This window comes from Mesorhizobium sp. 43Arga, assembly GCF_053714255.1.
Window position 1 is genome coordinate 1 of sequence record NZ_JBSKBO010000052.1, and the last position, 520, is coordinate 520.

General features: G+C 65.2%; 1 pseudogene. It reads left to right on the forward strand.

The features are described 5' to 3' along the window. Window positions 1-520: pseudogene (locus ACWGS8_RS35190) on the forward strand (glutamine--fructose-6-phosphate transaminase (isomerizing)); the annotation flags it as partial.

Sequence of the window (520 nt, forward strand, 5' to 3'; positions counted from 1 at the left end):
AGGCGTCGCCATCGTCCACAACGGCATCATCGAGAACTTTGCCGAGCTGCGCGACGAGCTGGTCCGCGACGGCTATTCCTTCTCCTCGCAGACCGACACCGAGGTCGTCGCCCATCTGGTGGCGCGGGAGCTGGCCAAGGGGCTGAAGCCGGTCGAGGCCGCGCACCGGGCGCTGAAGCGGCTGGAAGGCGCCTTTGCGCTGGCCATCATGTTCAAGGGCGACGAGGACCTGATCGTCGGCGCCCGCAACGGCCCGCCGCTGGCCGTCGGCCACGGCGATGGCGAGATGTTCTTGGGGTCGGACGCCATCGCGCTGGCGCCGTTCACCAATTCGATCACCTATCTCGAGGATGGCGACTGGGCGGTGGTGCGCCGCGACAGCGTCGCCATCTTCGACATCGACGGCAAAAAGGTCGAGCGCAAGCGCCAGCAGTCGCTGTCGACCTCCTTCATGGTCGACAAGGGCAACCGCCGGCATTTCATGGAAAAGGAAATCCATGAACAGCCCGAAGTGATCTCG